Source organism: Megasphaera sp. AF13-6AC (assembly GCF_027685385.1).
In the GTDB taxonomy this organism is placed as follows: Bacteria; Bacillota; Negativicutes; order Veillonellales; family Megasphaeraceae; genus Megasphaera; species Megasphaera micronuciformis.
Genome location: NZ_JAQCUN010000065.1, coordinates 1 through 244, shown reverse-complemented (window position 1 = coordinate 244; position 244 = coordinate 1). Strand labels below are relative to the sequence as shown.

At 41.4% G+C, this 244-nt stretch carries 1 pseudogene; it reads left to right on the top strand.

What is annotated here, in order from left to right:
* Positions 1 to 244, top strand: a pseudogene (locus PGX78_RS04860) (GntP family permease); the annotation flags it as partial.

Sequence of the window (244 nt, the reverse complement as noted above, 5' to 3'; positions counted from 1 at the left end):
TGCCGCCGTGGACCCTGTCTCTTGTACCGCTTATCGTTGTCTTGGCGATTAACTTCTATTTTTCCGTTATGTTCGACTGGCATGATGCATTAATAGAACCCTTCAGAGCTATGAACCTACCCTTAGTAGCTAAGAATGTTCATAATGTAATCGCTATTTGGGCTTTGGTCATAGGCCTTTTAGTAGCCATCATTATTGCCTGTGTTACGGGCAGAAAGTTTATGTCCAAGAATACAAGTATTAA